Here is a 26,904-nt window from a genome sequence, read left to right as displayed (position 1 = left end):
GAAACAATTATAATGCGGCGACGCAGAAACACTCTTGCTCACGACGGCGAAATCTGTCATGTTCGCGCCGCTTGGAATAGGACAGGTATGCTGTCCCAATTATCGCCATGCCCAAAACGGCCCGGACAGGGCGCAGGACAACAAGGCATCGGTGATAGCCAGGCTGACCACTGTGCGGATCCGGGGAGGATCCGCAAGGAAGCGAGACGGAACGTTTCGGCAGCGGAGGACCGCTGCGTCAATGCGGCGGTTTGCTTTGATAAACGGCCGTGGTTAATACAACAACAGAGCCGGGGCAGGAAAGCCAGGGTTCGCCGGACCGCATTCTTGATGGAATGCGACCCGAACGGAACCGGACGCTCCCAGCCACGGCGGCACTGGGGTCAACAGTGAGGGCGCACATGACGAAGATAGAGCTGACGACGAGCACAGCCATGCAAGCGGGGAGCGTGGACATGAAGACCACCGCAACCACTACACTTGCGGAACGACTGAGCACGGCCGCCGACAAAGGGCTCTATAATCCGTCGCGCGAACACGACGCCTGCGGTGTCGGCTTTGTCGCCCACATGAAAGGCGAGAAGTCCCACAAGATAATTGCCGACGGTCTGCAGGTTCTTGAAAACCTCACGCACCGCGGCGCAGTTGGTGCCGACCCGCTGATGGGCGACGGTGCAGGCATGCTGGTGCAGATCCCGCACGCGTTCTTTGCAGAAGAACTCGCCAACGCCGGCACCACGCTTCCCGATGCCGGTGAATATGGTGTCGGTTTCATCTTCATGCCGCAGGACGATGAGCTGCGCGCCAAGTGCGAAGCCATCATCGAGCGTGTCATTGAAGACGAAGGCAAGGAACTGATCGGCTGGCGTGACGTGCCTGTCGACAATTCATCGCTTTCCAAGGCGCCGGACATCGCTGCCACCGAACCGGTTTCCCGTCAGGTCTTCATTCGCAAGACCGGCGGTGAGGCAGATGCCTTCGAACGCCGCCTTTATGTACTGCGCAAGGTCATCTCGAACCGTGTGCGTGCCGAAACCGATGCGGTTTCGAAAGGCTTTTATATCGTTTCAATGTCCAGCCGGACCATCGTCTACAAGGGCATGTTCCTCGCCTATCAGCTCGGCGCCTATTACGCCGACCTGAAGGACGAGCGCTTTTCGTCGGCCCTGGCCCTTGTCCACCAGCGTTTTTCCACCAACACGTTCCCGTCCTGGGATCTGTCGCACCCCTACCGGATGGTTGCGCACAACGGTGAGATCAACACGCTGCGCGGCAACGTCAACTGGATGGCGGCTCGTCAGGCGTCCGTATCGTCGGCGCTGCTCGGCGACGACATCTCCAAGCTCTGGCCGATTTCCTATGAAGGCCAGTCGGACACCGCCTGCTTCGACAACGCCCTCGAGTTCCTGGTCATGGGTGGTTATTCGCTCGCCCATGCGGCCATGATGCTGATCCCGGAAGCCTGGGCCGGCAACCCGCTGATGGACGACAACCGTCGTGCCTTCTACGAATACCACGCGGCCCTGATGGAGCCGTGGGACGGCCCGGCAGCCGTTGCCTTCACCGATGGCCGCCAGATCGGCGCAACGCTGGACCGGAACGGCCTGCGTCCCGCCCGCTACATCGTCACCGACGACGACTTCGTCATCATGTCTTCCGAGGTTGGCGTCCTGCCGGTCGAAGAAGAGCGCATTGTCCAGAAATGGCGCCTGCAGCCGGGCAAGATGCTGCTGATCGACATGGACGAAGGCCGGATCGTTTCCGACGACGAAATCAAGCGGCAGCTTTCCACGGCCAACCCATACAAGGACTGGCTGCACCGGTCCCAGATCGTACTGGAAGACCTTCCGGGCGTGCGCCAGCGCGCGCCGGTAGCCGGTGAAAGCCTCCTCGACCGCCAGCAGGCCTTCGGCTACACGGAAGAAGACATCAAGCTTCTGATGACCCCGATGGCAACCGTCGGCCAGGAAGCCATCGGCTCCATGGGCACGGACACGCCGATTTCAGCGCTCTCCGACAAGTCCAAGCTGCTTTACACCTACTTCAAGCAGAACTTCGCCCAGGTCACCAACCCGCCGATCGACCCGATCCGCGAGGAGCTGGTGATGAGCCTAGTCTCCTTCATCGGCCCGCGCCCGAACATCTTCGACCTTGAAGGCCTGTCGACCTCCAAGCGCCTGGAAGTTCGCCAGCCGATCCTCACCAATGAGGACCTGGAGAAGATCCGCGCCATCGGCGACATCGCAGACAACCAGTTCTCCGCCAAGACGCTGGACATCACCTACAATTCCGAGAAAGGCGCTGTCGGTATGGAAGGCGCTCTCGACGAATTGTGCGAGCGCGCCGAAAAGGCGGTTCTGGACGGATACAACATCATCATCCTGTCCGATCGCCTGATCAGCCGGTCACGCATCGCGATCCCGGCACTGCTGGCAACGGCCGCCGTGCACCACCACCTCATCCGCAAGGGTCTCAGGACGTCTGTCGGTCTGGTGGTTGAAACCGGTGAAGCGCGCGAAGTCCACCATTTCTGTGTTCTGGCCGGCTATGGCGCGGAAGCGATCAACCCTTATCTCGCGTTTGAAACGCTGCTTTCCATGCATATGGAAATGGACTTCCCGGAGGAAGTCGATCAGGACGAAGTCGTCTACCGCTACATCAAGTCCATCGACAAGGGCATCCTCAAGGTCATGTCCAAGATGGGCATCTCGACCTACCAGTCCTATTGCGGCGCGCAGATCTTCGACGCTGTCGGCCTCGGCTCGTCCTTCGTGAAGAAGTACTTCTTCGGCACGGCAACCATGATCGAAGGCATCGGCCTTGCCGAAGTCGCCGATGAAACCGTTCTGCGCCACGAGCAGGCCTTCGGCGACGTCGCCATCCTGCGCCGCTCGCTGGAAGTTGGCGGTGAATACGCTTACCGGACCCGTGGTGAAAGCCACATGTGGACCCCGGACTCCGTCGCGCTGCTGCAACATGCAGTGCGCGCGAAGCTCCCGGACACCTATCGCGCCTTCGCCAAGGAAGTGAATGAAAAGAGCGGACGCTACGCGATCCGCGGCCTGTTCCGGATCAAGTCCGCGGACGAAATCGGCCGCTCGCCGATCGCGCTCGACCAGGTGGAACCGGCAGAAGCCATCGTCAAGCGCTTCGTCACCGGCGCCATGTCCTTCGGCTCGATTTCGCGTGAAGCTCACACGACCTTGGCAATCGCCATGAACCAGATCGGCGGCAAGTCGAACACCGGTGAAGGCGGCGAGGAGCCGGAGCGCTTCAATCCGCTGCCGGACGGCTCGTCCAACCCGCAGCGCTCTGCCATCAAGCAGGTTGCTTCCGGCCGTTTTGGCGTGACCACGGAATATCTGGTCAACTCCGACATGATCCAGATTAAGGTCGCCCAGGGTGCAAAGCCCGGCGAAGGCGGCCAGTTGCCGGGTCACAAGGTGGATGCGGTGATCGCCAAGGTACGTCACTCGACCCCGGGCGTCGGCCTGATTTCACCCCCGCCGCACCATGACATCTACTCCATCGAAGATCTGGCGCAGCTGATCTACGACCTGAAAAACGTCAATCCGGAAGCCGATATCTCGGTCAAGCTGGTGTCGGAAGTGGGTGTCGGAACGGTTGCTGCCGGCGTTGCCAAGGCACGCGCCGACCACATCACGATATCCGGTTACGACGGCGGCACCGGTGCATCACCGCTGACCTCGATCAAACACGCCGGCTCTCCCTGGGAAATCGGCCTTGCCGAAACCCAGCAGACCCTGGTGCTGAACGGACTGCGCTCGCGCATCGCCCTTCAGGTCGACGGCGGCATCCGCACAGGCCGGGACGTCATCATCGGTGCGCTTCTTGGTGCCGACGAATTCGGCTTCTCGACCGCTCCGCTGATTGCCGCAGGCTGCCTGATGATGCGCAAGTGCCATCTCAACACCTGCCCGGTCGGCATCGCCACCCAGGACCCGGTCCTGCGCAAGCGCTTCAAGGGCACCCCGGAACACGTCATCAACTACTTCTTCTTCGTCGCCGAAGAAGTTCGTGAGCTGATGGCCAACCTCGGCTTCAAAACGATGGAAGACATGATCGGCCGGTCCGACTTCCTCGACAAGGAAGCCGCGATCGATCACTGGAAGGCCAAGGGTCTCGATTTCTCCCGTATTTTCTTCCAGCCGGAAGCAAAACCGGAAGAGACCCGCTGGACCACGCGTCAGGATCACCCGATCCACGACATCCTGGACCGTCGCCTGATTGCCGCTTCCAAGCCGGCCCTGGACAGCAAGGAACCGACAATTGTCGACGAGACGATCTGTTCCGTCGACCGGTCGGTTGGTGCCATGCTCTCCGGTGAAATCGCCAAGCGGTACGGCAACAAGGGCCTGAAACACCCCGACACCCTGAAGATCAATCTGAAGGGCACGGCAGGCCAGGCGTTCGGCGCCTTCGTCGCCCGCGGCGTCACCATTGATCTTGTCGGCGATGCCAACGACTATGTCGGCAAGGGTCTTGCCGGTGGCAAGCTGATCGTCCGCCCGCCGGAGAACACCCGGATCGTGCCGGAAAACTCGATCATTGTCGGCAACACGGTGCTTTACGGCGCAACCGAAGGTGAATGCTACTTCCGCGGTGTTGCCGGGGAACGCTTTGCAGTTCGCAACTCCGGCGCAGTTGCCGTTGTCGAAGGCGTGGGTGACCACGGCTGCGAATACATGACCGGTGGCGTCGTCGTCGTGATCGGCCAGACCGGACGCAACTTCGCGGCCGGCATGTCCGGCGGCATTGCCTATGTGCTCGATGAAGACGGCACATTCGGCTCCCGCTGCAACCTGGCCATGGTCGAACTGGAACCGGTGACCGAAGAAGACGATCTTCTGGAGAAGCTGCACCACCATGGTGGGGATATCGAGCACAAGGGCCGCGTGGACCTTTCCTGCGACATGACCCGCCATGACGATGAGCGCCTGCGCCAGATGCTGACGAAACATCTGGAACTGACCGGCTCGACAAAGGCCGAGGCAATCCTCGACAACTGGACCCAGTACCGGCCCAAGTTCGTCAAGGTGATGCCGGTCGAATACCGCCGGGCCCTGCGCGAAATGGAAGAGCAGCGCCTCGGCATGGTCGCTGCCGAATAATCCGGCCAAACGCACGAACTGGCTCTCGGCCGCATGACGCGGCCGATTGCAGCCACCCTGGACAGACGCATGAAATTTTGAGGAGGTCGCCTTGGGCAAGGTAACCGGTTTTATGGAAATCGATCGGCAGGAACAGAAGTATCAGCCTGCCTCTGACCGTATTCGCCATTTCCGCGAGTTCACCATTCCGCTGAACGACCAGGACGTCACCAATCAGGCGGCCCGCTGCATGGATTGCGGCATTCCGTTCTGCCACGGCCCGACTGGCTGTCCGGTCAACAACCAGATCCCGGACTGGAACGATCTGGTCTACCAGGGCGACTGGGACTACGCGCTCAAGAACCTGCATTCCACCAACAACTTCCCCGAGTTCACCGGGCGCATCTGCCCGGCTCCTTGCGAGGAAGCCTGCACGCTGAACCTGGAAGACATTCCGGTCAACATCAAGAGCGTGGAACAGGCGATTGCCGACAAGGGTTGGGAAGAAGGCTGGATCGTACCGGAACTGTCGGCAACCAAGACCGGCAAGGCAGTGGCGATCATCGGCTCCGGCCCCGCAGGCATGGCGGCCGCCCAGCAGCTCGCCCGCGCTGGTCACACCGTGCATGTCTATGAACGTGAGCCGAAGGCCGGTGGCCTGCTTCGCTACGGCATTCCCGACTTCAAGATGGAAAAGCACTACATCGACCGCCGCGTGAAGCAGATGGAAGCCGAAGGCGTGACGTTCCATTACGGCGTCAATGTCGGCGTAACCGTTGCCCTGGAAGAACTGGCCGAGCGTCATGACGCGGTTATCCTGTGCGCAGGTGCCGAACGTCCGCGTGATCCGGGTGTCTCCGGCATGGAACTGGAAGGCTGCCATTGGGCGATGCCGTACCTGGTCCAGCAGAACCGCCGGGTCGGCGGTGAGCCGGAAGGCGACGAGGCCCCGATCTGGGCCGGTGGCAAGCATGTCGTCGTCATCGGCGGCGGTGACACCGCGTCCGACTGCGTCGGCACCGCATTCCGTCAGGGAGCCCTGTCGGTGACGCAGCTCGACATTCGCCCGATCCCGCCGTTGAAGGAAGACAAGCTGGCGATCTGGCCGTACTGGCCGACCAAGTTCCGCACCTCGTCGTCGCAGGCTGAAGGCGCTGAACGTGAGTTCTCCGCCGCAACGCTTGCCCTTGTCGGCGAAGACGGCAAGGTTACTGGCGTCAAATGCGCCCGCGTGGACGAAAAGCGCCGCCCGATTGAAGGTACCGAATTCATCCTGCGCGCCGACCTCGTTCTGGCGGCTATCGGCTTTTCCGGCCCGCTGCTGGAAACCTACATCGCTGAAGCCGGCGACAAGCTGGAGCTGGATGGCCGCACCAACGTCAAGGCCAACACCGACGATTACAAGACCAGCCTGGACAAGGTCTATGCTGCCGGCGACGTGCGCAAGGGTCAGTCCCTGGTTGTCTGGGCGATCCGAGAAGGCCGTCAGGCAGCGCGCGCTGTTGACGAGTTCCTCACCGGCTCGACCGACCTGCCGCGCTGAACTCTATTTCCAGAAATGAAAAAACCCCGCCGGCAAACGCCTGCGGGGTTTTGTGTTTTTCAAAACATGTTTCAAAGGGTCATTGCGATCCCGGGCGCACGGTCACGGAGACGCGGCCTTGCGCGTCCTGGCTGGCTGCTGAGTTCAAGCTCTCACGCAAGTCGGCACTTGTTGGGGCAAACACTTCCTCAACAGCGGCAACCGGCGCAGACACTGCAACGGCAGGCATCCGTGGATCGTCCACACGTCCCTGCATCGGAGGCAAAGGCTCGCCCTTCACGAAAAAGCGGTAGGTCCTGCTGGCCGAATTGATCTCTTCTTCATCCTCACCGCCCAGAAGCAGTGCTTCGGGCGACGTCGTACGTCCGGTCAGGACGATGAAGTTCGGGTCGTCCTCCACGCCTTCGAAAGCTAGCCCGCCATAGCCTCCAAGCAGGCGGGACAGTTCGCGTTCCACGAAGAATGCGACTTTCCGATAGCCTGCCCAGGTGAAATCGATCTTGTCGTTCGTCCGCAGACGCGTGTTCTTGCCGTCGACATCGGGTCCGTAAGAGGAAAAGCTGCCGTCTTCAGCCAGAAAGATATCCCAGATATCGACATAGCGGACTCTCCGGTCCTCCGACGCGCCCTGGAAGATCGAATTGAGCTGCGTGAAATCCGCGTTCACCAGTTCGTCGCCCGTGGGCGGCAGGCCGGCCCACACAAGCGGTTTCTTTTCCTGTCGCACCACACGCACAAGCCCGTCGACCTTCCTGCGGTAGCTCTCCAGCCACTCTGCTGTCATGAATTCAACGGGCGGTTCACCGGGAAAGGATTTACCCAGGTCCCGCCGGCCGATCATCACCACCACGGCCTGAACGTCCGCCCCCCGGATCCTGGAAACCACCTGTGTCGCCCAGTCCGGCGATCCTTCTCCGACAAAGCCTTCCTTGTCCTCGGTAATGGCTTCGACACGGATCTGCGGTTTTTGGGCGAGTGTGTATTTCAACCCGTCGGCGACACCGCGTGCCATGCGGTCTCCAACGACCAGGATCAGGCCGGCATTGGGGTCCTTTTCGAGAACGTCGAATTTGGGCGGCACCCCCGAGGGCCGGGAAACCCGCGGCTTCTGCTGTGTCTTTTGTGGCTGCTTCGTGCGCTTCTCGCCACCACCGCCAAATAACCGCTGCAAAGGAGCAAACGGGTTGAACCCCCGGAAGGGCCCGTTTTGCGCAACCACGATTTCACCGCGTTGCGCGTCCTGTGCGGCAGAGATTCCGGCAGAGCAGGCAACAAGCGCAAGACCAAGGGATACGACAACCCGAAGCGAGGCGGCGCGTGTCCCCTTCCCTTCCCGTTGCCGTGTCTGAACTCTCACGCTGTGCTCCTGCTGCAGCTGAACTGCGCCCAGTTTAGCCGTCCAGCTTCAGGCGTGCCAGCAAAACAATGGATGCATAACCGTCGGGAACCATCCCACGTGAGCGCTGGTAGGCTCGGATACCCTTTCGGGTAGCAGGTCCGATCCTGCCGTCCGCCGTACCGACAGAAAATCCACGCTGGTTCAAAAGCGCCTGCAATTCCGCGGTTTCCGAGCGATTGAGCGGAAGGTGCTCTCGCGACCAGTCACCCTCGATCGGTCCGCCACCAATGATCCGGTCGGCAAGATGGCCGACGGCAAGCGCATAGGCAGTCGCGTTGTTGTAACGCTTGATCACGTAGAAGTTCTTCAGCATCAGGAACGCCGGTCCGCTTGCTCCGGCAGGCAGAACCAGGATGGCGTTGTCGGACGGCCGCGGAAAATCCTTGCCGTTTGACCGGCGAATTCCGTATCGACCCCATTCGCCTAGCGTCAGCGTCTTTTCGCCGTCGGCCATGTGATAGTCGAACCCGCTGGGCAAGGCTACCTCGTATCCCCAGGTCTTGCCTGTCTGCCAGCCGTGCTTTTGCAGATAGGCAGCGGTTGAGGCGAGTGCATCGGGAATGGACGTCCAGATATCCCGGCGGCCGTCACCGTCATAGTCGGCTGCATAGGCCTTCCAGCTGGAGGGCATGAACTGGGTGTGCCCCATGGCGCCGGCCCAGGAACCTTCCATGTCCTGGAAACGCACATGACCTGCCTGGACGATCGCCAGCGCGGTAACGAGTTCCTTTTCCCAGAAGCTCTTCCGGCGCGGCGCCGCATAGGCCAGCGTCGCCAGTGCCTGGATTACGTTATGACGCCCCATGAAGCCGCCATAGTTGGTTTCCATGCCCCAGATCGCCAGGACAGCTTCACGATCGACGCCGTAGCGGTTTTCGATGACCGCAAGAACCTGGCTGTACTCCTTCAGCATCTCGCGGCCTTTTTCGACCCGCGTGTCTGAAACGGCACTATCGAGATAATCCCAGATCGGTTTGACGAACTCGGATTGCTTGCTCATCAGGCGCAAGGTGTCATCGTCCGGCTGCATGCCGGTGAAGACCGCGTTGTAGGTCTGGGAAGAAATGCCGGCCGCCCTGGCCGTCGGCCAGAAGCCGGAAACGAACTGGCTGAACCCCTGATCGGCCTGTGCCGGCACCGAAACGGCCAGCAAAGTGCCCGTCGCCGCGGCAGTCAAAAGCAGCCGGCGCCCGAGGGTTCTCAGTCTTCCTGAAAAGGGCAATATGGTTTTCACGTTCGCAGTCAGCTGCGCAAGGTTCCGCATCAGGGCCTCCTCGATGCCCAGGTCCGTAAGTTTCTGCCCCCGCCCCATGAATGATGTTGATTTGGTTACCGTGACGTTAATGCCGCAATCTAAAGCCGGCTTCAACAGCGTTTTCGGAATAGTCGTTCCCCTGCTGGGAACTGTCGAAACGACGATGGGTATAATCCGCCGTCACCGCAATGTTCTTCGTCACAGCGAAGGTCAGACCACCAAACCCTGTCAGGGTACGCTCTTCGATCGAAACACCTTCATAGGTCCGGTAACTGTAACCGACACCGGTCTCGCCCACCAGACGATCACTGAAGGCATGAGCGAGGCGCAGGTCGCCGGAGTAGATGATCGAACCGCTGGCACCGTCGATATCGGTTGCCTCGAAGGAGGTGCCAAGGCCAGCGGTAACCGTCGTCAGTCGGCTTGGCGACCAGACCAGGGAGGCGTCGGCAATCAGGCCTGACAGGTTTTCAAGCCTGTCATCCTCAATGTCCTCGATCCGCCACCCCGCACCGAGTTCCCCGGTCAGTTTGGGGCCTGATGCGATGGTGACGCCACCCATGACCTGATAGCCATTGGCATTTCGCTTTTCGCACAAGGCGTCGCTACAGGTGTCGTCATAGCGCCGCAGAAGCAGCGCCCCCTCGACAAACGGCGAGAACACGCTGCCGGTATTGCCGTCCAGCCGCAGGCTGGCGGAGTAGAGCGTGTTGTTGCGTCCGGATTCCGAGCCGCTTTCCGACGTATAGAAATTCCGGTCGACGCCGAGCGAAGCCGTCGCGGCGACGATGCCGATCGCGCGCGTACCGCTGAGGCTTCCCGAAAGTTCGTGATCATAGTCGGTCCCGGAAGCCGATTCTGCGCTGCCGTCGTCCTCCTGGCTGAGCGTGTAGGATATACTGGTCGTTACCTGTGTCGCTTCGCTGATGTCGAGCCGCAGGTTTGCCGCCGCAAAGACATTCGCCTCGTTGTCGTCGGTATCACCGGGATATCCGGTGAAGGAACCTCGCAGCGAAGTGTCCAGCTGATGGCGTGACCAGTTAGAGGTCAGCGAAACATCGGGAGAAATCCGGTAGAACTTGCCAGGGGTTCCGTCTGCCGCCTGTGACCGGTTATCGGTCCAACCTGTCGAAACGGTCAGTTGGGGCGTCAGCGTGAAGGACCCGAGCCGGATCCCCTCTGCCGCATCGAAGGTCGTATCTCCGCCAAAAACGCTGTCGTCGATACCGCTGTCCGATAGAGGAACCGCCCTGTCGACCGCTGCAATCCTGTCTGCGAATGGCCTGACCGGAGTGGCTCTGCCATTGGTTCCAAGGCCGCTTGATCCGGTTTCCGCCGTTGCCGAATTCAGTGTCGAACGGAGGGAAAAGACATTTGCCTGCGTAGGATTGCGGTCTGCCGCCTGGGCTGCCTGATCGGAAGGGTCTGCTGATTCTTGCGCCCCGCCTGGGTCGTCCGATCCGCGCAAATCGTCAAGCGTCGTTTGTGCGACCGCGGAAACGGCCTGCAAAACGGCAAGAAAAGTGATCAGAGGCAGAAAGCTGCGCATGAATTCCGGGACCAGTCGACGTGGAATGTCCGGTCCAACCTGACGAAGGATGGTTAATCCTTCGTTTCTTTTTCGCAATTTGGAAGGTTACACAAAGTTACATAAAGTCACCTGATCTAATGCATTTAATAGATCACGGGTTCTTGATCCCCGTGGGCGACTGGCATAGAGCTAGGCGATCCTAAATAAAAAAAGAATTATGTTCATGACCACCGTTCTGCGCGACCCGGTTTCCGAAGAAAATACAGACATGACGTCCCTGTGCCTCGTCTCCGCAGAGCGGACCCTGGAAACGGAAATTGCCGGCCTGAGTGCCCTGCGGGCAGCGCTGAAGAACGGGCTTGCCATCCCGTTCCAGAAGACCTTCGATCTCATTCAAAAGAGCAAGGGACGCGTTGTCATCACCGGTATCGGCAAGAGTGGTCATATCGGCACCAAGATCGCAGCAAGCCTTGCGTCAACGGGAACGCCGTCTTTCTTCGTTCATGCCAGTGAAGCCAGTCACGGCGACCTGGGCATGATCACCGAAGACGACGTCGTGATCGCCCTGTCCTGGTCGGGTGAAACCCAGGAACTGGCAGGCATCGTCAGCTACACCCGTCGCTTCAAGGTGCCCTTGGTCGCGATCACCTCGCGCAAGGACAGCACCCTCGGCCGTGCAGCGGATATCGTCATGAACCTGCCTGCTGTCACCGAGGCCTGCCCGCATGGCCTCGCCCCGACAACCTCCGCCCTCATTCAGCTGGCCGTCGGCGACGCACTTGCTGTGGCTCTTCTGGAAGGACGTGGGTTTACCGCGCAGGACTTCCGCGTGTTCCATCCGGGTGGCCGCCTGGGCGCCAGCCTGAAAACGGCCAAGGACATCATGCACACCGGCGAACGCATGCCGCTGGTGTCCGCAAACACCTCGATGAGCGAGGGCATCGTCCTGATGACCCAGCGCGGCTTCGGTGTGCTGGGTGTCGTCGACGAACTGAAACAGTTGATCGGCATCATCACCGACGGTGACTTGCGCCGCCATGTTTCGTCAAATCTCCTGGCAAAATCCGCCGGTGAAATCATGACGCGTGCTCCCAAGACCGTTTCTCCGGACACATTGTCGGCTTCAATTCTTGAATTGGCCAACAGCCTGTCGATCACCTCCGTGTTCGTGATCGAGGACGGTCGCCCCGTCGGTATTGTCCATCTGCACGATCTTCTTCGCATCGGCGCAGCCTGATCTTTCACCGAAGCAGGCAATATTGCCTCACGGGGTCGAAAAAGTTTCTTTTCCGGCCCGCAAGTGGCGCGTCATTAGGATTTGATTAGCCATAAGCCTCTTACACTGCCCCAAAGTTTCATCGGCTTGACGCCGCAGACCTTGGTGTGTGTACAGAATGGATCTGGCGACATTAATCGGCATTGTGGGTGCTTTCGGCATCGTGACGACCGCTATTTTCCTTGGCGGCAGTTTCGGCCAGTTCATCGATGTGCCGTCGATGCTGATCGTGATCGGCGGCGGTCTGGCTGCTACCCTTATCCGTTTCCAGCTCTCCGACATCGCCACTGCTTTCGTTACGGGCTTCAAGGTTGCGCTTGCGGGCAAGAACGCAAGCCCTCGCGACCTGATTACGGAAATCAGCAACCTGGGCGAAATCGTCCGCAAGTCCGGCCCGCTTGGCCTGGAGAACGTGGACGTCTCCGATCCTGTCCTTGCCAAGGGCGTGCAATATATTGCGGACGGCTATGAGCTGGAATTCATCAAGGAATCGATGGAACGCGAGCGCGACCTGCAGCTTTCCCGGCTCGCGGAAGGCAAGCGCGTTTTCAAGGCACTTGGCGATTCCGCTCCCGCCTTCGGCATGATCGGGACGCTGGTCGGCCTGGTGCAGATGCTTGCCAACATGGACGACCCTGCAGCAATCGGGCCTTCCATGGCCGTCGCCCTTCTGACGACCCTTTACGGCGCGTTGATCTCCAACATCATTTGTCTGCCTCTGGTGGACAAGCTGGATGCGAAATTCGACGTCGACGATCTCAACCAGACGCTGATCATCGACGGTGTTTGCCAGATCCGCGAATCCAAGAGCCCGGCCTTGATCAAGGAAATGCTGATCGCATACCTGCCGGACAAATTGCGCGCCGAGCTGGCGGACGCGGCCTAGAACAGGCGGCTTTCAGATGACGCAGGGCAGATTGTTCGCCAACCCTGGATGCGATCGGTAAGGGCTCAATCGAAATCGATCGAACCACATCTGATCCGGAACTGACAAAAGAGCGACCACAGCGCGATGGCAAAGAAACAGAAACCTCAAGGCGGCGGTGCACCGGACTGGCTGGTAACCTTTGCCGATCTGATGTCCCTGCTCGTCTGCTTCTTCGTTCTGATCATTTCCTTTTCCATTCAGGACAAGGAAAAGCTTCAGGTGGTCGCCGGGTCCATGCGCGAAGCCTTCGGTGTCAAGGACACCTCCCGCAAGACCGGTATCATCGAGGTCGAGGGCATTCCGATCCGCGACTACATGAAGGATATCAGCCAGGTCGAACAGGAGATGGATTCCGACTTCTCCCAGGTGCGCCATGAACAGCGGCGCAAACAAGGTCCGGAAGCCAACACGCACGACACGCTGGAAGCCGATATCGAAAAGCCGCGGCAATTCGCGACGGCTGCCGCCTCGCTGCGCCAGGCCTGGCAGGAAATGCCGGAAATCACCGAAATTTCCAGCAACATCATTCTGGAAGAATCCGAAGAAGGCCTGAACATTATGCTCGTCGATCAGGACGGACGCTCAATGTTCCGGGAAGGCTCGAAGTATCCTTACGAGACCACCCGGCGCCTGATCGCGAAGATGGCACCGGTGCTGTCGCAGATGCCAAATCGCATCGAGATTACAGGCCACACGACTGCCGGCCGTCAGTCCATCGATCCAAGCTATACCGGCTGGGAGCTGTCCAGCGAACGCGCCAATGTCGCCCGGCAGATCCTGTCCGAATACGGCGTGCCGGATAACCAGTTCTACTCAGTGGTCGGCAAGGCCGACACCGAACCGCTGTTCCCCAACGACCCCTACCTGGCGGCAAACCGCAGGATCGGCATTCTGCTCAAGGCTGAAGAACCGCCGCTGCCGGCCGGCCACAAGCTTTAGTCCGGTACGGCAACAGCCTCCTGCAAAGGAAACGCGCACGATGCCGGTGAGATCTAGCTGACCCGCGAGACCACCAGCCGCGCCCCGTCAATTGCCTCGACACGAACTTTCGTGCCGGCCGGCATGTCCGGTCCGGTAATGCGCCAGATCGTGTCATCGATGGACAGGTTTCCGGCGCCCTCGTTCAAGGGCGCGGCAAGGGTGAATTCTCGGCCGACATAACGACTTCCGCGCTGGTTGAGCCCCGGATCGCCCTTCTCCGATGCAAGTTTCTGCATCAACCGGCGTCCGATCAGCAGGCTGACGAGTGACAGCACGAGGAACAGCCCAACATCCACCTGCCAGGCGAAATCGAACAACAGAGCCACGACACCGACGACAAGCGCCGACAGGCCAAACCAGAGAAAAATCGTGCCAGGCGCCAGGATCTCGAGTCCCAGCAGCAGAAGCCCCAGAACGAACCAGCTCCAAGCCCCGAGGGCAGCGATCGTGCTTTCAATCAGGCTCACCGGTTCTCGTCTCCTTCATCGCTGCGGGTATTGGGAATGCGGGAAGAAGACCGGCTCGAAGAACCGTCGTCACCGAACGCTTCCTTGGCGATGGCACCGATACCGCTCAGGGACCCCAGCAGCGACGTCGCTTCCATCGGGAGGATGAGTGTCTTCTGATTGCGCGAGGTCGCCAGTTCCTTGAAGGCTTCGACGTATTTGTTGGCGACGAAGTAGTTGATCGCCTGAACGTCACCGGCGGCAATGGCCGCGCTCACCAGCTGCGTTGCCTTGGCTTCCGCTTCCGCCTCGCGTTCGCGAGCTTCCGCGTCACGGAACGCGGATTCGCGGCGGCCTTCGGCCTCCAGGATAAGCGACTGCTTCTGGCCTTCCGCTTTCAGGATTTCCGATTGGCGCTTGCCTTCGGCCTCGAGAATGTAGGCACGCTTCTCGCGTTCCGCCTTCATCTGGCGGGCCATGGCATCCACCAGATCGCGCGGCGGATTGATGTCCTTTATCTCTATACGGGTGATCTTGATGCCCCATGGCTCTGCAGCCGCATCGACGACGCGCAGGATCTGGGCATTGATTTCATCGCGGTTGGACAGAAGGTTGTCGAGATCCATCGACCCCATCACCGAGCGGATGTTGGTCATGGTCAGGTTCAAAATAGCGTTCTGAAGACCAAGCACTTCGTAGGCAGCACGGGCAGCATCGAGCACCTGGTAGAAGGTTACGCCGTCCGCGCTCACCGTCGCATTGTCGCGGGTGATCACTTCCTGTGTCGGCACGTCCAGCACCTGCTCCATCATGTTGAGCTTGTGGCCGACCCTGTCGATGAACGGAATGATGAAATTCAGGCCCGGTGTCAGCGTCTTCCGGTATTTTCCAAAACGTTCGATCGTATAATTGTAGCCTTGCGGCACCGTCTTTACGCCGGCGAAAAAGACCAGAATGACCAGCACGACAAGGCCGATCAGGAAAATGTCAAATCCCGCGATTGGCATATACGTCTCCCGTAATTTTTTAAAATAGCATCGTCACTATGCGCCGAATACCAGAGTGTTTCCAGCGTATTCGCGGTAGTGCGCCCATTCGGACGCACGCCCGCTACCCCTGTTCGCACAAACACTTAAGGCGCTCGTGAAACAGTGCCGTGACTTATGGGCAGTATCGCGAAATTTTACGAGTATTTTCCACCGGCAAGGTTAAACGCTTGTGGATTTGCGGCTGGTCAGATCCAGCCGCCAAGTTCCCGCCGCACGATATGGGACAGCACGTCCATGCCAAGATCGCTGTCGTTCAGACAGGGGATATGGCTGAATTTCTCGCCGCCGCTTTCTTCGAAGATCTCCCCGGCCTCGCCGGCAATTTCCTCAAGCGTCTCGAGACAGTCTGCAACGAAACCCGGGTTCATCACCGCAACGTTTTTCACGCCGTCCTTGGCCAGCTGTTCGACGGTCTTGTCCGTGTAGGGCTGCAACCATTCTTCCGGACCGAACCGGGACTGGAAGGTCACACGCAGTTTCTCGGCGTCCCAGCCCAGGACTTCGCGCATGAGACGGGTCGTCTTCATGCAGTGGCAGTGATAGGGATCCCCGCGTTTGAAATAGGATTGCGGAATGCCGTGATAAGAGGTCAGCACCACGTCCGGCTTGAAATCGAGGCTTTCCAGATGCCGCTCAACTGATTTTGCGAGGGCGGTCACATAGACCGGGTCGTCGTGATAGGGTGGAACGGTCCGGATCGCCGGTTGCCAGCGCATCTTCAAAAGCGTCTTGCAGACAACGTCATTGACCGTCGCCGTGGTGGTTGCCGAGTACTGCGGGTAAAGCGGGAAGACCAGGATCCGGTCGCAGCCCTCGTCCTTGAGCGCCTTCAACCGGTCCGGAATCGACGGCTGACCGTAACGCATCGCCCAGTCGATCTTCAGCTTGCCACCCGCATCGCCCAGCATCTCGGACAGTTTGTCCGACTGGCTGCGCGTGATCGTGCGCAGGGGCGACTCGTCCTTTTCCTTGTTCCAGATCTCCTCGTAAGCCTTGCCGGATTTGCCCGGACGGGTCATCAGAACAATGCCATAGAGGATCGGATACCAGATTGCCCGGGGCCACTCGATAACGCGCTTGTCGGACAGGAATTCGCGCAGATACCGGCGCATCGGCCAATAGTCCGTGCCGTCCGGTGTGCCCAGATTGACCAGAAGCACGCCCACCTTGCCGCTCTTGACCGAAGGATGGTCCTTCGGCAGGTCGAGTTTTCTGAATGCGGCTTCCTGGTCGGCTGCGATCGGCGCGGTCGGTTGAACGGTCATCTGCGGGATTGGTCCTAAAACGATCTGTCTGTCTGACGCCATACATAGGCCAAGCACATGCCGAGGCCAATGCGGCATTTGTCATACGCAGATTTGAGCAGGCGGATCACCGAATTTCAGGCGGAAGTGCAACAACAAAAGACCTCATCCCGAGGTGGACCGACAGGTCCGTGTCGAAGGATGGGCAACTTGCTCCGGAGTATGCAGCCATCCTTCGAAACAGCGCTTGCGCGCTTCCTCAGGATGAGACTGAAACTTGCATTAACTCCGGAGGCATGCCTGCGCGTTGCTTCGAGCCTTAGCCGTACTCCCGTTCATCCGTAATCACCTTGCCGTCATTCGGCAATCCACCCGGAGCAACGGTCAGGACGTCCCCCTTCAGATGGGTCACTTCACGCAGTGTTTCCGCAACCCGTTCCGGCAAGCCGTTGCCGGAGGCGTCGGTTTCCACGGTCAGTGTCATGGCATCGGCCTCGCCTATGCGGCTGACGGCAAGGCGGGCCTTGCTGATTTCCGGATGGGCGGCAACGATCTGCGCGATCTGCGCCGGATCGACGAACATGCCTTTGACCTTGGTGCGCTGATCTGCCCGTCCCATCCAGCCGGCAAGCCGCATGTTGGTACGTCCGCAGGGCGACTGTCCGGGAATGATCTTGGACAGATCGCCGGTTGCGAAGCGGATCAGCGGATAAAGGCTGTTGAAGTTGGTGACCACCAGTTCGCCGACCTCACCATCTGCCACCGGCTCGCCAGTGCCCGGGCGCACGATCTCCACGATGTAGTCCTCGTTGACGACCATGCCCTCCCTTGCCTCGGTTTCATAGGCGATGACGCCGAGGTCCGCTGTCGCGTAGCACTGTCCGACACGAATTCCGCCTGCCTCGTATTCCTCGCGCAGGGATGGAAACAGCGCACCACCCGAGACCAGGGCCTTCTTGATGGAGGAGACATCCCGGCCCTGGTCCCGGCCACGATCGAGGAGGATCTTCAGATAGTCCGGCGTGCCGACGAAACCGGACGGTTTGAGCACCTCGATCGCTTCGACCTGACTGTCCGTATTGCCAACGCCGGCGGGAAACACCGTGCATCCAAGTGCAATGGCACCTTGATCCAGAATGAAACCACCCGGTGTCAGGTGATAGGAAAACGCATTGAGAACCACATCGCCCTTGCGGAAACCGGCTGCGAACAGGCTTCGCGCACCGTTCCAGGGATCGAGTCCGGGTGCCTGCGGTTCCCAGATAGGTCCTGGCGACATGAAAACCCTTGCAGCACCGGAAAGCTCACCTGCCAGAAATCCGCCGAAGGGCGGCTGTGCCCGCTGCTTTTCCAGAAGGTCGGACTTGCGCAGGACCGGCAGTCCCGCAAGCGCTGTCCGGTCGGTAACGCCAGCAATATCGCATCCGTCCAGATGTACGGCCCACCCGGAGGATTTGCCTGTCGCATGGACCAGAAGGTCCGGCAATCGGGCAAAAAGATCCCGTTCGCGCTGAGCGGCGTCTTGCCGCTCGCGCGCGTCAAACTGAATGTCGCTCATGGTCGTCTCCGCCTGTTTCGGCCCTGTGTCTGAAACCCCGTCAGGCCAGCCAGCGCTTCCTTCGCTTATAATGTTTGACATTCCGGAACGACCGACGGCCCTCGCCGCCAACGCCCAGATAGAATTCCTTGACGTCCTCGTTCTCGCGCAACGCCTTGGCGTCGCCGTCGAGCACGATGCGGCCGGATTCCAGAATGTAGCCGTAGGTCGCGTATTTCAGCGCCACGTTGGTGTTCTGTTCGGCAAGCAGGAAGGACACGCCTTCCTTTTGGTTGAGCTGGCGGACGATCTCGAAGATTTCCTCCACAAGCTGAGGCGCCAGCCCCATGCTCGGTTCATCCAGCAGGATCATCTTCGGCCGGCTCATCAGGGCACGGCCGATAGCGCACATCTGCTGTTCGCCGCCGGAGGTATAACCGGCCTGACTGCCACGCCGCTCGCGCAGACGCGGAAAATAATTGTAGACCATCTCCAGGTCCGCCTTCACGGCGCTGTACCCGTCTTTGCGGGTGTAGGCGCCCGTGAGCAGGTTTTCCTCGATGGACAGGTGACCGAAACAATGCCGGCCTTCCATCACCTGGATGCATCCCCGGCGAACCAGATCGTTTGGCGACAGGGCCTGGACTTCTTCGCCATCGAAAAGGATCTTGCCCTTTGTCACTTCGCCGCGTTCGGCACCAAGCAGGTTCGAAATCGCTTTCAGCGTGGTCGTCTTGCCCGCTCCATTCGCGCCGAGCAGCGCCACGATCCCGCCTTTGGGAATCGTCAGCGACACGCCCTTCAGCACCAGGATCACGTGGTCATAAATGACCTCGATATTGTTGACCGACAGGATTGTCCCGGCAGCATCCCGAGCGCCCTGCGAACCAGGCTGTTCTACATCCAGCAATGCCATTCCCTTTTCTCCCTGGTTGCTCCGCCGCACGTTGATGCGGCGCGGCGGAGCGGACTGCCTATCAGTTCGGGCAGGGTTCGGTGCGCGCCGGCCACGGCGCATTCTTTTCTGCGTATTCCGCAGCGGCTGCTTCCAGCAGCGGACGGACCACATCGGTCATCGGCTCGATCCAGTCTGAAGCCTGACGCCACTTCTTGCCGTCCCACTCCTGGATGAACACCGGATGGCTGCCGGCATGGTCATCGCAGGTCACTTTCATCGGATGGGCGAAGCCCTTCAGGCCGAGCTCGGCCAGACGAGCCTCGTCCAGGTTGAGAGCCTCGAGACCAAGACGCATGTCTTCGCCCGTGATGACCGTCTTGCCGGTCAGTTGCTGGGCGCTGCGAATGCCTTCCGCGATGATGACCGAGTTCAGAACGCCGCGGTTATAGAGCGTGCTTCCGATCGTCTCCGCATCGGTGGAGGACTTGCCTGTATCGATGACGTGTTTCTTGATGTCATCGAGAGCCGGGAAGTCGGCGCCGACACCGGAGAAGTTCAGTGCCTTGTAGCCCTTGGCACCTTCACCGCCGGCGGCAGCATCGTCGTCACCTGCGGACCACCACACACCGATGAACTTGTCCATCGGGAAGCGGATCTTGACGGCTTCCTTGACGGCGGTCGGGTTCATCGCGCCCCAGCCCCACATGATCATGTAGTCCGGACGGTCGCGGCGTACGTTCAGCCACTGTGAAGACTGGTTCTGCATTTCCGCACCCGGAACCGGGTACTGCAGCAGCTCGAAGCCGTATTTTTCGGCCAGCTGTTCCAAAAGCGGCAGGGGCTCGCGGCCGTAACCGGCGTCAAGGAAGATGTAGCCGATCTTCTTGCCCTTGAGGTTTTCAAGACCGCCTTCCTGCTCACCGATGTACTTGATGACCACGGAAGCGCCGTCCCAATAGGTGTCCGGCACGTTGAAGATCCACGGGAACGTGGAACCGACAGCGGCAGCCGACAGGCCGTAGCCCATCGAAAGAACCGGGATCTTGTCGACACCGGCCTTGGGGATCAGCTGAAGCGTGATACCGGTGGAATACGGGTTGTAAACCAGCGCGCCCTTGCCCTTGGTGGCTTCGTAGCACTCGACGCCTTTCTGGGCGTTGTAGCCGGTTTCACACTCTTCCAGCGCCAGCTTGACGCCGCCGATGCCACCATCGCGCTCGTTCAGCATCTGCAGGTAGTCATGCATGCCGTTGGCGATATGGATGCCGGAGCCAGCGTAAGGCCCTGTCCGGTAAGTCAGGAGCGGCACATAGTTGGTATCTTGTGCCTGGACCGCGGTCGTCATGGCGCCGGAGAGACCGACCCCGAGCGCAACAGCGGTTCCCAGCGCAAATTGCTTGATGCTTTTCATATTCTCCTCCCACGCGGCATCGAAATGAATACCGCCGGACCGGTTGCGCCATTCCTCACCGGATCGGTCCATGTCCGGATGGCGGGCGAAAAGGCTGGCAGCCCCTAGTAAGGGAACGGCCAGACCCTGAGCTTCTGCTTCGCGATCTGCCAGAGCCGCGCAAAGCCGTGCGGTTCGACGATCAGGAAGAAAATGATGAGAGCGCCAACGATCATGAAGGTCGCGTGCTCCACGGTCTCCGCGGCCAGGTCGATGCCGAGGAGGCCGGGTACGAATTTCAGAACCACAGGCAGGATCCAGATGAAAGCGGCTCCCATGAAGGCTCCGCCGAGGCTGCCCAGGCCGCCCAGGATCACCATGAACAGCACCTGGAAGGACAACCGGATGGAGTAGGACGACGGCTCGGCGGCATTCAGCCAGAAGAACACCATCATCGCACCGGCCACGCCGCAGATGTAGGACGACACGGCAAAGGCCATCAGCTTGGTCTGCAGCGGGCGAACGCCTATGAGTTCAGCCGCAATGTCCATGTCGCGGATCATCATCCAGGATCTGCCGATCCGGCCGCGCAGGACGTTCGCCATCAGGAAGGCGATCAGCACCGTGATACCGAGAACGATGAAGTAGCGCGCCAGCGCCGTTGCTTCCGCCCCCGTGGCGATGATGCCGAAAACTTCGCGGCGCGGCACTTCGATCGCGCCGGAGGCGTTGTAGTTGTAGAGCCACGGAATACGGATGAAGCACCATTCCAGGAAGAACTGCGCGGCGAGCGTCGTCACCGCCAGGTAAAGCCCCTTGATGCGCAGGCTCGGCAGTCCGAAGACCGCGCCGATGGCAGCCGAGAAGACGCCGGACACCAGAACCATCACGATGACATTGGCATCGGGAAAGATCGACGTCAGCTTGTAGGCGGCATAGGCACCGACCCCCATGAACGCACCGGTTCCCAGGGACAACTGTCCGCAGAACCCGGTCAGGATGTTCAGCCCGATCGCCGCCAGCGAAAACACCAGGAACGGGATCATGATGGAGGTCAGGAAGAAGTCGTTGGCAAGAGCCGGAATGACTGCAAATGCCGTGATCAGGATGACGGCCAGGCCGACGCGGTCCTGGAGGATCGGGAACAGCGCCTGATCCGCCTTGTAACTCGTCTTGAATTGGCCAGCTTCGCGATAAAACATGGGTCAGATATCCCTAGATCCGCTCGATGATACGTTCGCCGAAGAGGCCTTGTGGCCGGAACAGAAGGAAGATCAGGGCGATGATATAGGCGAGCCAGGATTCAATCCCGCCCCCGACAAGACCACCCCAGTACAGTTCGCCGATCTTCTCGCCGAAGCCGATGATCAGGCCGCCGACAATGGCACCCGGGATCGACGTGAAGCCGCCGAGGATCAGCACAGGCAACGCCTTGAACGCTACGATTTCCAGCGCGAAGGACACGTCGGACCGCGCCCCCCACATGATGCCGGTCGCCAGGGCCACGAGGCCTGCTGCGAACCAGACGATCGCCCAGATCTGGTTGAGAGAGATACCGACGGAAAGGGCAGCCTGGTGGTCGTCAGCAACGGCCCGCAAGGCCCGGCCGATCCGCGTCTTGTTGAAGAAGATGCCGAGCGCCGTCACCATCACCACCGCGATCACGGCTGCCGCGATATCGATATGCTGCAGGATCACGAGCCCCCGGTCGCCGAATTCGAACGCAGTCGAGCCGGTTGGCAGCCCCAGTTGCTCGGTGATCATCTGCTTGGGCTCGCCGCCGAAGACGAATTCACCGAAGCCGACGAGGAAATACGTCAGGCCGATGGTCGCCATCAGCAGGATGATTTCCGGCTGGTTGACCAGAGGCCGCATGACCACCCGTTCCACTCCGTACGCCAGAACCCCCATCACGCCGATGGTCAGGATCAGTGCCAGATAGGCGGGCACGCCGTTTTCGTTGAGTCCCACCAGCGTCAGGCCGGCGAACACCACCATGATGCCCTGGGCGAAGTTGAACACGCCGGAGGCCTTGAAGATCAGCACGAAACCCAGCGCGATCAGCGCATACAGAATTCCGGCGACGAAACCTTCCCACAGGACCTGCAGGAAGAAATCCGGCATCTGGTACATCTGTACGAAGGGATCGATAAAAATGTCGTAGAGCATGGTTCGTCCCTCCTAGTGGCTCACACCGAGATAAGCGTCGATAACGGCCTGGCTGGCCTGCACTTCCTCCGGTGGCCCGTCGGCGATCTTCTTGCCGTAGTCGAGCACGACCACCCGGTCGGAGAGATCCATGACGACGCCCATGTCATGTTCGATCAGGGCGATCGTCGTGCCGAATTCCTGGTTCACGTCGATAATGAACCGACTCATGTCTTCTTTTTCTTCAAGGTTCATACCGGCCATCGGCTCGTCGAGCAGCAACAGGTCCGGCTCCATCGCCAGCGCGCGGCCAAGCTCGACCCGCTTTTGCAGCCCGTAGGGCAGACGCCCGACCGGAGTCTTGCGGATTGCCTGAATTTCAAGGAAATCGATGATGTCCTCGACCTTGCGCCGATGTTCGATTTCCTCGCGCTCCGCCGGGCCGCGCCACAGAAGTTGCCAGAAGAAGTTCTTGTGCATCTTCAAGGTCCTGCCGGACATGATGTTGTCCAGCGTGGTCATGCCCTTGAACAGCGCCACGTTCTGGAAGGTCCGGGCAATCCCCTGGCTGGCTGCCTCGTAAGGCTTCATCTTGCGGCGCACCTGGCCCTGCCAGGTGATCGTGCCTTCCTGCGGATGATAAAATCCGTTGATGACGTTGAGCATCGACGTCTTGCCGGCCCCGTTCGGTCCGATGATCGCGCGGATCTCGCCCTTCTGGATGTCGAACGAAATGTCGGTAATCGCCTTCACGCCGCCGAAGGACAGCGACACGTTGTCGACCCGCAGCAGCACCTCGCGCTCTGCCGGTTCCTGCGCGCCATTCGGCGACAGTGTCTTGTCGGAAACGATCGCGTTCATTCGGCGGCCTCCTGTACGCCCGCTCCGGCGTCATGGGTGGACATGTCGCGGATCTCGACGGTGGCTTCGATTGCGCCCTTGCGGCCGTCTTCAAAGGTTACTTCGGTACGCACATGCTTGGAGGTGGATCCGTCGTAAAGCGCGTCGATCAGTGGACCATAGCGCTCGGCGATGAAGCTCCGGCGAACCTTCTGAGTCCGGGTGAGCTCGCCGTCATCCGCGTCCAGCTCCTTGTGCAGGATCAGGAACCGCTTGATCTGCGCACCTGCCATCATCGGTTCGCGGGAAAGGTCCCGGTTCACCTGATCGACGTGGCTCTCGATCATGCCGTAGACATCTGGATGCGCGGCAAGTTCCTGGTAGGAGGCATAGTTGACGTTGTTGCGTTCCGCCCAGGAGCCGACCGCAGTCAGATCGATGTTGATGAAGACGCCCACCATGTCCTTCTCGTGACCGAAGGCGACCGCCTCCTTGATGTTCGGGAAGAACTTCAGCTTGTTCTCGATGTATTTCGGCGCGAACAATGCCCCGTCATTGAGCTTGCCCACATCCTTGGCGCGATCGATGATCTTCAGGTGGCCGTTCTCGGCAATGATGCCGGCATCACCCGTATGCACCCAGCCGTCCGGCGTCTTGGTGCTGGCAGTAGCCTCGTCATTCTTGAAATAGCCGACGAAGACACCCGGCGAGCGGTACATCACTTCACCGCTGTCGGCGATCTTGAGCTCGACATCGGGAGCCGGTTTGCCGACCGTATCGCCGTAGATCTCGCCATCCGGCTGCAGCGTTATGTAGACGCTGGCTTCGGTCTGGCCGTAGAGCTGCTTGAGGTTGAGCCCCAGCGAGCGGAAGAACCGGAAGATCTCTGGCCCGATGGCCTCACCGGCCGTATAGCCGACTTTCATGCGGGTGAGACCCATGCGGTTCTTGAGAGGTCCGTAGACGCAGAATTCGCCGAGGGCGTAAAGCATCCGGTCCTTCAGGCCGACCGTTTCGCCATTCAGGATCTTCTCGCCCACCTTGCGGGCAACCTCCATGAAATAGTCGAAGATCGCACGCTTGGTTTTACCCGCATCTTCCATGCGCACCATGATGCGGGTCAGCATGTTCTCGAAAACGCGCGGCGGCGCGAAGAAATAGGTCGGCGCGATTTCAAGCCGGTCCACGTCGATCGTGTCCATGCTTTCCGGACAGTTGACGCAATAGGCCGCCGTGAAAGCCTGCGCCAGGGAGAATACGTGGTCGCCGATCCAGGCCATCGGCAGGTAGGCGAGCACTTCTTCGGTCTCGTCCAGATGATCGAACTTGTTGCCGTTGCGCGCCGAAATGACCAGATTGTCGAAGGACAGCATCACGCCCTTCGGTCTCCCGGTGGTGCCGGAAGTGTACAGCATCACCGCAATGTCTGAGCCCTTGGCTTCACGGAATCCGGCCTCCCACTCGGCCGCTAGGGACGGCGTTGCCGCAAGCAGCTCGCGTCCCTTTTCCAGTACCGAGGAATAGCCGTGCAGGTGGGTATGATCGTAATCGCGCAGGCCGCGCACTTCATCATAGATGATCTCGGTGAGCGACTTCACCTCGTCCGCCATCGACAGGAGCTTGTCGACCTGCTCCTGATCCTCGACCACCGCGAAGGTGACTTCGGCATGGCCGAGCACGAAGGCCATTTCCTCGGCGACACTGTCCGAATAGACAGGCACCGGAACGGCCCCGAGTGCCTGCGCGGCAACCATCGCCCAATAGAGCCTTGGACGGTTCGCACCGACGATGGCGATCTTGTCTCCAGCCTTCAGGCCCAGAGATTTCAATCCGATGGAGAATGCGCGGATTTCTTCACACACCTCGGACCAGGTCCAGCTTTGCCAGATCCCGAAATCCTTTTCCCGGAACGCCGTCCGGTCCCCGAAGACTTGCGCGTTGCGCATGAGAATCTTCGGAAAGGTGTCCTCCCCGCGCGATGTAGCGCTGGCCGACCCTACCATAGATGTTTCTTCCCTTTAGAAGGCGCCCCGGTTTTCCGGGGTCGTTTCCTGTGGGGCTATGAAACGCCGTGCCGACCGAACCTTCAACCGGTAAATTGTTAAAGGCGAAGAAGGACGCTGTCCCAACCCGTTGAAAATCAGGCTAGGACGGCGGATTTTCAGCAATATGTTTCAATCGTGTCGAATTGTTTCATTTGCGCTGCATGTGCGAATGGCTGATGCCTAGACCAGCTCGACTGCACTCTTGCGAACCACCAGCCAGGGCTCCAGTTGAACGCTGCCATTGTCCGGCTTTGCACCACCCAGCAGGTTGAGCAACAGTTTCGCAGCCTGCTCGCCAACTGCCCGGCGAGGCTGGTGGATTGTTGTCAGTGGCGGCACGAAATGGCCGGCAATGTCGATGTCGTCAAACCCCACAACCGAAACATCTTGCGGCACACGGATGCCGGCTTCACTCAGGAATGAGATGAAGCCGAAGGCGGACCGGTCGCTGGCACAAAAGACGGCGGTCGGCCGGTTCGGCAGGTCCAGCCAGGCCTTTGCGGCCCTGACCCCGGCTTCCAGCGTGTAGTCCCCCTCGAAGATCCAGGCAGTGGCCGGATCGTGACCCGCACCGCCCAACGTGGCCCGGAATCCGTCGAGCCGGTCCCTTCCCGGCTTGTGCGACAGGAGGCCCGTAACGTGACCGATATTGGAGTGCTTCAGTTCAAGGAGGTGCGACACTGCCAGATCCGCCCCCATCAGATTGTCGACCACGGCGATTGGCACCGCCGGATCGTCGCTCCATTCGCCGGCCAGCACGATGGGCGGGGACTTGGGATTGGAAGATCTGATTCGGGAAATCGAGAAATGCCCGTCCAGGATAACGATCCCGTCGCAATTGTTCTTGCTGAAATAGTCACTCAGACTCGAATGCGACATGGACGGCTTGCGCGTGTCGGCAATCAACACTTTCAGCTGTCTTTCAGCGCAGACCGTCTCAATGCCCTGGAGAATGTTCGAAAAGTGGGAATTGCCGATGTCCGGAACGAGCGCAACGATCGTTCCCGTGTCCCGGCGGCGGAGATTGCGCGCGGCATGATTGAGGACGTAGCCGGTCTTTTCGACCGCTTCCGACACACGGCGCCGGGTTTCCGCGGATACCCTGTCGGGCGTCGTCAAAACGCGGCTGACAGTTGCCGTCGACACATTGGCGGCGCGGGCGACGTCCTGAACCGTCGGATTTTTCTTTTTGTATTCGGACTTTGGCATTCCACGAATGTTAGCCGAGAACATTCTGGCGCCGCACGTCTTTTCAATTGGAGAGGCAAAGAATTTTCAGTCGC

General features: G+C 60.0%; 19 protein-coding genes. 5 read left to right on the top strand and 14 right to left on the bottom strand.

The window, feature by feature from the left end:
- Positions 1-455: 455 nt before the first annotated feature.
- The gene (gene gltB / locus FIV03_RS10455; RefSeq protein ID WP_286202284.1) at positions 456-5,132 is read left to right on the top strand and encodes a glutamate synthase large subunit; all 4,677 of its coding nucleotides are present in this window, start codon (positions 456-458) and stop codon (positions 5,130-5,132) included.
- 91 nt (positions 5,133-5,223) lie between these two features.
- Entirely contained in the window at positions 5,224-6,654 is a 1,431-nt protein-coding gene (locus tag FIV03_RS10450; protein ID WP_031270545.1) for a glutamate synthase subunit beta, read from the top strand.
- Between the two features lie 79 nt (positions 6,655-6,733).
- Here the strand turns inward: FIV03_RS10450 and FIV03_RS10445 are convergent, their stop codons facing one another.
- The 3 genes from FIV03_RS10445 to FIV03_RS10435 all read right to left on the bottom strand — a co-directional run bounded on the left by FIV03_RS10445 (position 6,734) and on the right by FIV03_RS10435 (position 10,857).
- Positions 6,734-8,011, bottom strand: a complete 1,278-nt coding sequence (locus FIV03_RS10445) for a GDSL-type esterase/lipase family protein (RefSeq protein ID WP_152509517.1) — start codon at positions 8,009-8,011, stop codon at positions 6,734-6,736.
- A gap of 34 nt (positions 8,012-8,045) precedes the next feature.
- Entirely contained in the window at positions 8,046-9,317 is a 1,272-nt protein-coding gene (locus FIV03_RS10440; protein WP_209009929.1) for a lytic murein transglycosylase, read from the bottom strand.
- 76 nt (positions 9,318-9,393) lie between these two features.
- Positions 9,394-10,857: an outer membrane beta-barrel protein gene (locus FIV03_RS10435; protein WP_152509516.1), complete on the bottom strand. Its 1,464-nt coding sequence runs from the start codon at positions 10,855-10,857 to the stop codon at positions 9,394-9,396.
- Between the two features lie 205 nt (positions 10,858-11,062).
- Here FIV03_RS10435 and FIV03_RS10430 point away from each other — a divergent pair, with 205 nt between their 5' ends.
- The 3 genes from FIV03_RS10430 to FIV03_RS10420 all read left to right on the top strand — a co-directional run bounded on the left by FIV03_RS10430 (position 11,063) and on the right by FIV03_RS10420 (position 13,982).
- Positions 11,063-12,076: a KpsF/GutQ family sugar-phosphate isomerase gene (locus tag FIV03_RS10430; protein ID WP_152509515.1), complete on the top strand. Its 1,014-nt coding sequence runs from the start codon at positions 11,063-11,065 to the stop codon at positions 12,074-12,076.
- 157 nt (positions 12,077-12,233) lie between these two features.
- Positions 12,234-13,001 carry a MotA/TolQ/ExbB proton channel family protein gene (locus FIV03_RS10425; RefSeq protein ID WP_152509514.1) on the top strand — a complete coding sequence of 256 codons (768 nt, stop codon included), beginning with the start codon at positions 12,234-12,236 and terminating at the stop codon, positions 12,999-13,001.
- Positions 13,002-13,127: 126 nt separating this feature from the next.
- Entirely contained in the window at positions 13,128-13,982 is an 855-nt protein-coding gene (locus FIV03_RS10420; protein WP_152509513.1) for a flagellar motor protein MotB, read from the top strand.
- Positions 13,983-14,035: 53 nt separating this feature from the next.
- Here the strand turns inward: FIV03_RS10420 and FIV03_RS10415 are convergent, their stop codons facing one another.
- From FIV03_RS10415 to FIV03_RS10365, 11 genes are all read right to left on the bottom strand, one after another.
- Positions 14,036-14,491, bottom strand: a complete 456-nt coding sequence (locus FIV03_RS10415; protein ID WP_152505496.1) for an NfeD family protein — start codon at positions 14,489-14,491, stop codon at positions 14,036-14,038.
- Positions 14,488-15,477, bottom strand: a complete 990-nt coding sequence (locus tag FIV03_RS10410) for an SPFH domain-containing protein (RefSeq protein WP_152505495.1) — start codon at positions 15,475-15,477, stop codon at positions 14,488-14,490. The genes FIV03_RS10415 and FIV03_RS10410 overlap by 4 nt, the downstream gene beginning before the upstream one ends.
- A 227-nt stretch (positions 15,478-15,704) precedes the next feature.
- Entirely contained in the window at positions 15,705-16,784 is a 1,080-nt protein-coding gene (gene hemH, locus FIV03_RS10405; protein WP_152509512.1) for a ferrochelatase, read from the bottom strand.
- Between the two features lie 298 nt (positions 16,785-17,082).
- Entirely contained in the window at positions 17,083-18,321 is a 1,239-nt protein-coding gene (locus FIV03_RS10400; protein WP_152509511.1) for an AMP-binding protein, read from the bottom strand.
- A gap of 40 nt (positions 18,322-18,361) precedes the next feature.
- Complete coding sequence (locus FIV03_RS10395) at positions 18,362-19,216, bottom strand: ABC transporter ATP-binding protein (protein WP_023003584.1); 855 nt, start codon at positions 19,214-19,216, stop codon at positions 18,362-18,364.
- Between the two features lie 61 nt (positions 19,217-19,277).
- A complete protein-coding gene (locus FIV03_RS10390) occupies positions 19,278-20,609 on the bottom strand; it encodes an ABC transporter substrate-binding protein (RefSeq protein ID WP_031270547.1) in 1,332 nt (443 codons plus the stop codon).
- A gap of 104 nt (positions 20,610-20,713) precedes the next feature.
- On the bottom strand, positions 20,714-21,790 hold the full coding sequence (locus tag FIV03_RS10385) for a branched-chain amino acid ABC transporter permease (protein WP_152509510.1): 1,077 nt from the start codon (positions 21,788-21,790) through the stop codon (positions 20,714-20,716).
- 13 nt (positions 21,791-21,803) lie between these two features.
- Positions 21,804-22,757: a branched-chain amino acid ABC transporter permease gene (locus FIV03_RS10380; protein WP_023003590.1), complete on the bottom strand. Its 954-nt coding sequence runs from the start codon at positions 22,755-22,757 to the stop codon at positions 21,804-21,806.
- A 12-nt stretch (positions 22,758-22,769) separates the two neighbouring features.
- Positions 22,770-23,597, bottom strand: coding sequence for an ABC transporter ATP-binding protein (locus tag FIV03_RS10375; RefSeq protein ID WP_023003592.1), 828 nt, complete (start codon positions 23,595-23,597; stop codon positions 22,770-22,772).
- A complete protein-coding gene (locus FIV03_RS10370) occupies positions 23,594-25,579 on the bottom strand; it encodes an AMP-binding protein (RefSeq protein WP_152509509.1) in 1,986 nt (661 codons plus the stop codon). Before FIV03_RS10370 ends, FIV03_RS10375 begins: the two co-directional genes overlap by 4 nt.
- A 222-nt stretch (positions 25,580-25,801) precedes the next feature.
- Positions 25,802-26,830: a LacI family DNA-binding transcriptional regulator gene (locus tag FIV03_RS10365; protein ID WP_173013820.1), complete on the bottom strand. Its 1,029-nt coding sequence runs from the start codon at positions 26,828-26,830 to the stop codon at positions 25,802-25,804.
- Positions 26,831-26,904 lie beyond the last annotated feature (74 nt).

This window comes from Labrenzia sp. THAF187b (genome assembly GCF_009363375.1).
GTDB lineage: Bacteria > Pseudomonadota > Alphaproteobacteria > Rhizobiales > Stappiaceae > Roseibium > Roseibium algicola.
This window is presented reverse-complemented; position numbering and strand designations above follow the sequence as displayed.

Coding starts and splice junctions, on each gene's coding strand:
- gltB (WP_286202284.1), top strand. CDS start 456: ATGAAGACCACCGCAACCACTACACTTGCGGAACGACTGAGCACGGCC.
- FIV03_RS10440 (WP_209009929.1), bottom strand. CDS start 9,317: ATGCGGAACCTTGCGCAGCTGACTGCGAACGTGAAAACCATATTGCCC.
- FIV03_RS10435 (WP_152509516.1), bottom strand. CDS start 10,857: ATGCGCAGCTTTCTGCCTCTGATCACTTTTCTTGCCGTTTTGCAGGCC.
- FIV03_RS10430 (WP_152509515.1), top strand. CDS start 11,063: ATGACCACCGTTCTGCGCGACCCGGTTTCCGAAGAAAATACAGACATG.
- FIV03_RS10425 (WP_152509514.1), top strand. CDS start 12,234: ATGGATCTGGCGACATTAATCGGCATTGTGGGTGCTTTCGGCATCGTG.
- FIV03_RS10420 (WP_152509513.1), top strand. CDS start 13,128: ATGGCAAAGAAACAGAAACCTCAAGGCGGCGGTGCACCGGACTGGCTG.
- FIV03_RS10410 (WP_152505495.1), bottom strand. CDS start 15,477: ATGCCAATCGCGGGATTTGACATTTTCCTGATCGGCCTTGTCGTGCTG.
- hemH (WP_152509512.1), bottom strand. CDS start 16,784: ATGACCGTTCAACCGACCGCGCCGATCGCAGCCGACCAGGAAGCCGCA.
- FIV03_RS10400 (WP_152509511.1), bottom strand. CDS start 18,321: ATGAGCGACATTCAGTTTGACGCGCGCGAGCGGCAAGACGCCGCTCAG.
- FIV03_RS10395 (WP_023003584.1), bottom strand. CDS start 19,216: ATGGCATTGCTGGATGTAGAACAGCCTGGTTCGCAGGGCGCTCGGGAT.
- FIV03_RS10390 (WP_031270547.1), bottom strand. CDS start 20,609: ATGAAAAGCATCAAGCAATTTGCGCTGGGAACCGCTGTTGCGCTCGGG.
- FIV03_RS10385 (WP_152509510.1), bottom strand. CDS start 21,790: ATGTTTTATCGCGAAGCTGGCCAATTCAAGACGAGTTACAAGGCGGAT.
- FIV03_RS10380 (WP_023003590.1), bottom strand. CDS start 22,757: ATGCTCTACGACATTTTTATCGATCCCTTCGTACAGATGTACCAGATG.
- FIV03_RS10375 (WP_023003592.1), bottom strand. CDS start 23,597: ATGAACGCGATCGTTTCCGACAAGACACTGTCGCCGAATGGCGCGCAG.
- FIV03_RS10370 (WP_152509509.1), bottom strand. CDS start 25,579: ATGGTAGGGTCGGCCAGCGCTACATCGCGCGGGGAGGACACCTTTCCG.
- FIV03_RS10365 (WP_173013820.1), bottom strand. CDS start 26,830: ATGCCAAAGTCCGAATACAAAAAGAAAAATCCGACGGTTCAGGACGTC.